4 protein-coding genes are annotated in these 5,226 nt (G+C 75.4%); 1 reads left to right on the plus strand and 3 read right to left on the minus strand.

Features of this window, described 5'->3' with window-relative positions; genetic code table 11:
* Nucleotides 1-45: 45 nt before the first annotated feature.
* From ACFWH7_RS20685 to ACFWH7_RS20695, 3 genes are read right to left on the minus strand one after another with little or no spacing between them, the layout of a single operon-like run.
* A complete protein-coding gene (locus tag ACFWH7_RS20685; protein ID WP_378219509.1) occupies nucleotides 46-996 on the minus strand; it encodes a co-chaperone YbbN in 951 nt (316 codons plus the stop codon).
* A gap of 20 nt (nucleotides 997-1,016) precedes the next feature.
* A complete protein-coding gene (locus tag ACFWH7_RS20690; RefSeq protein WP_378219511.1) occupies nucleotides 1,017-2,054 on the minus strand; it encodes a hypothetical protein in 1,038 nt (345 codons plus the stop codon).
* A complete protein-coding gene (locus tag ACFWH7_RS20695) occupies nucleotides 2,051-3,286 on the minus strand; it encodes a hypothetical protein (protein ID WP_378219513.1) in 1,236 nt (411 codons plus the stop codon). Before ACFWH7_RS20695 ends, ACFWH7_RS20690 begins: the two co-directional genes overlap by 4 nt.
* Before the next feature lie 376 nt (nucleotides 3,287-3,662).
* On the opposite strand from ACFWH7_RS20695, the gene ACFWH7_RS20700 reads away from it, so the two are divergent.
* A complete protein-coding gene (locus tag ACFWH7_RS20700) occupies nucleotides 3,663-5,102 on the plus strand; it encodes a coiled-coil domain-containing protein (RefSeq protein ID WP_378219515.1) in 1,440 nt (479 codons plus the stop codon).
* Nucleotides 5,103-5,226 lie beyond the last annotated feature (124 nt).

Genomic DNA, 5,226 nt, shown 5'->3' on the forward strand with positions numbered 1-5,226 from the left:
GTCACCTCACGGTGACCGGCCGCCGTCGGCTGTGGCGCGGGTGCGTCAGTAGAGGCTGATCGCGAGGCGCTGGCGGGCCTTGCCGACGCGGGGGTCGGTGGGGCCGACGACCTCGAAGTAGTCAAGGAGGCGCACGCGGAGCTTCTCCTTGGCGTCGGCGTCGGCGCCCGGCAGCATCTCCAGGAGCCGGCCGAGCGCGTCGTCGACGTGACCGCCGAGGATGTCGAGGTCGGCGATGGCGAGCTGGGCGTCGACGTCCTGCGGTGCGGCGGCGGCCGCGGCGCGGACCGTCGCGAGGTCGGCGTCGCGCGTGCGCCGGAGGAGGCGGACCTGGGCGAGGCCGGCGACGGCGAGCGCGTCGCGCGGGTCCTGCTTGATCGCCTTCTCGTAGGCCGCGACCGCGGCGTCGAGGTCGTCGCGCTCGATCGCGTCGTACGCCTCCTGGTGCAGCGGCGGGAGCTCGGGCTCGGGCTCCGGGGCCGGCTCGGCGGGCACCGGCTCGCCGTCGCCCCCCTGGGACGGCACCCGCCCGGTGACGCCGTTCGCCTCGGCGGCCTGGAGCACCTGGTCGATCACCGAGCGCACCTGCTCCACGGGCGCGGCGCCCTGGAACAGCGGCACCGGCTGGCCCTGGAGGATCGCGACGACGGTCGGGACGCCCTGGACCTGGAACGCGGCCGTGATCTGCGGGTACGCCTGGGCGTCGACGCGGGCCAGGAGGAAGCGGCCCGCGTACTCGTCGGCCAGCGCGCCGAGGTCCGTGCCGAGCTGGGCGTTCGCCTGGTCGGTCGGGATCCAGAGCAGGACGACGACCGGGTACTGCGTCGAGTCCTGGACGAGCTGGCCGAACGTCTCGTCCGTGACGTCGACGACGTAGCCGCCGGCCGCGGGCGCGCCGCCCTCCTCCCCCGGCGGCGGGGACTGCGGCCGGTTCAGCGCGGACAGGTCGACCGCTCCGCGCACGTCGAACGCGGGCTGCTGGGTAGGTTCGCTCATGGACGCAATCCTAGGGAGGGTCAGCTGTTGGCGACGGACGTCGCGACGTGCTCGTTGCCCACGACGCGGATCTTCTCCTCCGACCCGGCGGGCGGGACGTAGAGCGCGACGACGTCCTGGTACCCGACCTTGAGCACGTTCGTCGGGGTCTTGTCCCCGTACAGCGCCTTGATCGTCTCGGTGTCGGGCGGGACCTGCGCGCCCTCCTCGGCCGTCATGGACTCCGCCGACGTCATGGCTCCGACCACGAGCGCGCCCCCGTCCGCAGTGCGGACCGCGCGGACCTGCTCGTCGGCGTTCGGGGTGAACGTCAGCGCGTACTTGCCGGCCGCGGGCTCGAGCGCCGTGGTCCAGGCCTGGGCGCGCTCGGCGAGCAGCGTCCGGAAGGAGTCGTCCTCGAACGCCTCGGCGTAGCCGGAGCCCGTCCCGAGGTTGAGCACGTCGGCGTACTGCGCGACGGCGTCCGTGGGCGTGACGAGGAGGCTCGAGTCGTCGGGCGCGACGGCCTCGCTCCCGATGCTCGGGTCCGCGAAGCTCGGCATCGTCACGCCGGGGAGCAGCCGGACCCACGCCCAGAGCTGGTAGGGATCCCGCGCGCCGGCCTGCTCGAGCACGGACAGGCGGGGCGTCTGGAGGCTCTCGGGCTGGACGCTGACGGCGTACGAGGTGCGGGGCCAGGTCTGCGTCGTCGGGATGACGACCTGCTGGGCCTCGGTCGGCAGTTCGGTGACGAGGTCCGCGTTGCCGCGTGCGGCCGCGACGGCGAGCTGGCTCGTGCGGATGGCGAGCGCCGGGCCGGTGACGCGGCCCTCGAGCTGCTTGGGGTCGTTCGCCTCGCTCGCCGCGGCGAGCGCGGAGGCGACCGCATCGAGCACCACGGTCTCCTGCGCCTCGGAGAGGACGGGAGGTGCCGGGTCCTGGGTCGGGTCGGGCTGCGCCGTCGGCAGCGGGGCGGAGCAGGCGGCGAGCAGGAGCGCGCCGACCAGACCGCCGGCCACCCCGGCGAGGTGACGGCGCGCGCCGCGTGGGCGTGCCGTGTCGCGGGTGGTGCTGATCATCGGGTGCTGTCCTTCGTCTCGTCCGTGTCGCGCTGCGGGTCGGGCGCCTCGCCCGTCCCCGTGCTGCCCGGGGTGAACCCCCACGCCCGACGCCAGGCGTCGGCACGCGTCGTCGCGCTGTCCTGGGTGGTCGCGTGCCCGTCCCCCGCGTCGACGGCCGGCTGCGCCGCGGTCTTGGGCCGCCGCTCGCCCCGCGCGACGATCGGGATCTGGCCGGTGAGCCACGCGCGCCGCGGCTTCTGGGCGCGGGACTGCTGCTGGGCGAGGCGGTCCGCCTCCTCGCGCTCGCGCAGCTCGCGCCGCGTGAGCATGCGCACCTGTGCCGTGTCGGTCGGCGCCTCGCCACCGTTCTCACCGGGGTCGCGCTCGGCCGTCGGCGTCTGCGGCGAGGCCACCGGTGCGACCGCGGGGGTGGCCGACGTGGCGGTGCCGCGTCCCGACGGACCGCGGCGCTTGGGCCGCAGGCTCGCCGCGCCGATGCCGAGGCCGAGGAGGATGAGGACCGCACCGCCGATCACGCCGGGCCACAGGAACGGGGTCTCGACCTGGCGCGGCCAGGAGAGCTCGAGCGTCGGGGCGACGGCGCCCTCCCCGACACCGGCCACGAGAAGCTGCCAGCGGCCGGGCTGGTCGGACCAGCGCAGGCTCGCCGAGCCCGCACCCGTCGACTCCTCGAACCACATGTCCGACCCGGCAGGGTCGACGCCGACGACCGTGGTCTCGGCCGGGGTCTCGCCCTCGGCGGGGCTCTCGCCGTCCGCGGGGGTCTCCCCCTCGGCGGCCTCGCCGTCAGCAGGCGTCTCGCCGTCGGCGGGAGCCTCCTCGGCCGGGGTCTCCCCCTCGGCGGGGCTCTCACCCTCGGCGGGCGTCTCGCCCTCGGCCGGCTCCTCCGTGGCGGCCGGCTCGGCCGCACGGGTCGCGAGGGCGTCCCAGTCGCTGAGCCCGGTGACCACGCCGTGGGCGTCCTCCCCGACCCAGCCGGTCACGTCCACCTCGCGGCCGATCGCGAGGGTGACCTGCTGCTCGCCCGGTGCCGTGGCACGGATCGTCACGTCCTCGGCCACGATGTCCAGGACCCCGGGCTCGGTGACGAGCATGGTGCCGTCCCCCGTGTAGGCCGTGGTCGCCACGACCGTGTCGCTGTCCCGCCACACGGTGGCGGACGCGACGCCGAGGCCGACGGCGACCAGCCCTCCCACCAGCAGGAGGGCGGCGATGATTCGTTGCAGCACCGAGCTTCCCTTCGTCGATCGACGTTCCAGAATAGGTGCGAAACCCCTCGTAGATCGACCGCGGAGGATCGTGCACGGATCCTCACGATCCGTTCACGAGCCTCTCTCCCCACGGTCCCACGCTCGTCAGCCGACCTTCAGGAAGGCCGTGCGCGAGGCCCCCGAACCGGATGGCCACGTCCTGCCGTGCCCTCCGCCCCGCAGCACTGCGACCATCGTCTCACCCACTCCAATCCGGGTATTCAGGACAGCCCGATCCCCGTATCCTGGTCGGAGCACGGCGGGGCCGTGGCACGACCGCCGCGCCCGCCCTCCTCGGGAGGGGACGCCGCCCGGCGGCGGAGGCCGCGACGAACCAGCACCGGAGGTCATCGACGTGTCCGACGAGCGCACGCTCTTCCCCATCACGATGCGCGGGTACGACCGCGTCCAGGTCGAGGCCCAGCTCGCGAAGCTGGAGAAGGCCGTGGAGGACGCGCGCTCGCGCGTCGAGGCCGCGGACGCCCGCGCCATGCAGCTCACGAGCGAGCTCTCCGACGCGCAGCGGCAGCTCCGCGAGGCGGAACGCCCCTCGTACGCCGGCCTCGGCTCCCGCATCGAGCAGCTCATGCGCTCGGCGGAGGAGCAGTCCGCGGACATCCTCTCCCAGGCCAACGCCCAGGCCGCCGACATCATGGCGCGCGCCAAGCTCTCGGCCGGGCAGGTGCGCTCCCGCGCCGAGAACGAGGTCGCCGAGCTCCTGAACAGCGCGCGGCTCGAGTCCGAGGAGGTCCGCGCCACGAGCGCGTCGGAGGCCGAGGGCACGCTGCTCAGCGCCCAGCGCCGGGCCGAGGAGTTCGTCGGCTCCGCCGAGCGCGAGGCCGCGCGCATCCAGAGCGCCATCGCCACCGAGGAGAGCGAGCGCCGCGCGTCGCTCGAGCGCGAGCTCGGGACGCTGAAGGCGACGGCAGAGCGCGAGACGACGGAGCTGCGCGTCACCACCGAGCGCGAGGCCGCCGAGCTGCGCGCCCGCGTGGCGGCGGAGACCGCCGCCCAGCGCGAGTCCGCCGAGCGCGAGTCCGCCGAGCTCCTGGAGAACGCGCGCCGCGAGGCGCAGCGCCAGGTCGACGAGGCGCAGCGGAAGGCGACCGAGGCCGCCAACGCGGTCACGTCGGAGATGGAGGAGCTGCGCGACAAGGCCCGCACCGCGCTCGCCGACGCCGAGCTCGAGGTCGTGCGTCGCCGCGAGGAGGCGGAGCGCGAGAACGCGGAGCGGCACGCCGCCGCCAAGGCCGAGACGGAGAAGCTGGTCTCCACGGCGGAGGAGCACGCGGCGGAGGCCGAGAAGCGCGTCGCGCTCGCGCTGGAGCAGGCCGAGAAGGTCCGCCGGGAGTCCGACGCGTACGTCAAGGACCTCATGTCGACGGCCCGTCGCAACGCCGACCAGATCGTCGCCGAGGCGCGGTCGTTCGCGGACCAGACGGTGAGCGACGCGAAGGCGGAGGCCGAGCAGCAGCGCAACGTGGCCCAGCGCCAGCTCGAGGACCTCACGCGCCAGCACGACTCGATCAACACCTACCTCGACGAGCTGCGAGGGCTCCTGGGCGGCGAGGCCGAGGCCGCGAAGGCTCCCGCCCCGAAGAAGGCGGCGGTGCCCGCGGGCACGCCCGCACAGCAGGCGCGGGCGGCGACGCTCATGACGGCGGAGTTCCCGGTCGTCGCCGAGGAGCCGGCCCAGCAGGACCGGTCGGGCGCCTCGACGAAGCGGGGCTCCGCCGGTCAGGCGAAGGCCGAGTCCGAGTCCGAGTCCGAGTCCGACGCCCCCGCGCCGGCCTGACCGGTGTCCTCCGCGGACCCCGCGGGCCCTACCGGGTCGGGGGGGGGGCGGTGGGGGGCGGGGGGGCGCGCTCGGCCGCCCGCCGCCCCCCCCCCTCGACCGCTCCCCCCCCCGCGGGGGCGGC

The organism is Cellulosimicrobium cellulans, assembly GCF_042723955.1.
GTDB classification, from domain to species: Bacteria; Actinomycetota; Actinomycetes; order Actinomycetales; family Cellulomonadaceae; genus Cellulosimicrobium; species Cellulosimicrobium cellulans_H.